The following is a 206-nucleotide window of genomic DNA, read 5'->3' as shown; positions in this document are numbered from 1 at the left end:
TATTTCCAGTTTTTTGTTCCAATTATTATAACTCCAAGCATATCCATTTTGCAAGAGTGTTTTATTAACATTTCTTTTATCGCAATACAAAACTCCAAGATGTCTTTTGTATCTGTCAATGCCCTTAAATTCTACCTTCGCCTTTTTATTTTTACACATTTTTTGCAATTCTTCTTTTGCTTCTTTTCCATATTCCTGTTTTAGCT

The 206-nt window shown here is 29.6% G+C and carries 1 protein-coding gene; it reads right to left on the bottom strand.

Going from position 1 to position 206, the window contains the following annotated elements:
- Positions 1-206: thermonuclease family protein (locus PF022_RS08835; RefSeq protein ID WP_271023589.1), on the bottom strand; the 206-nt coding region annotated here is incomplete at both ends.

The organism is Helicobacter sp. WB40, from assembly GCF_027859275.1.
Taxonomy (GTDB): domain Bacteria; phylum Campylobacterota; class Campylobacteria; order Campylobacterales; family Helicobacteraceae; genus Helicobacter_D; species Helicobacter_D ibis.
Note: the sequence above shows the minus strand (reverse complement) of the source record. Positions and strands in the feature narration are given on the sequence as shown.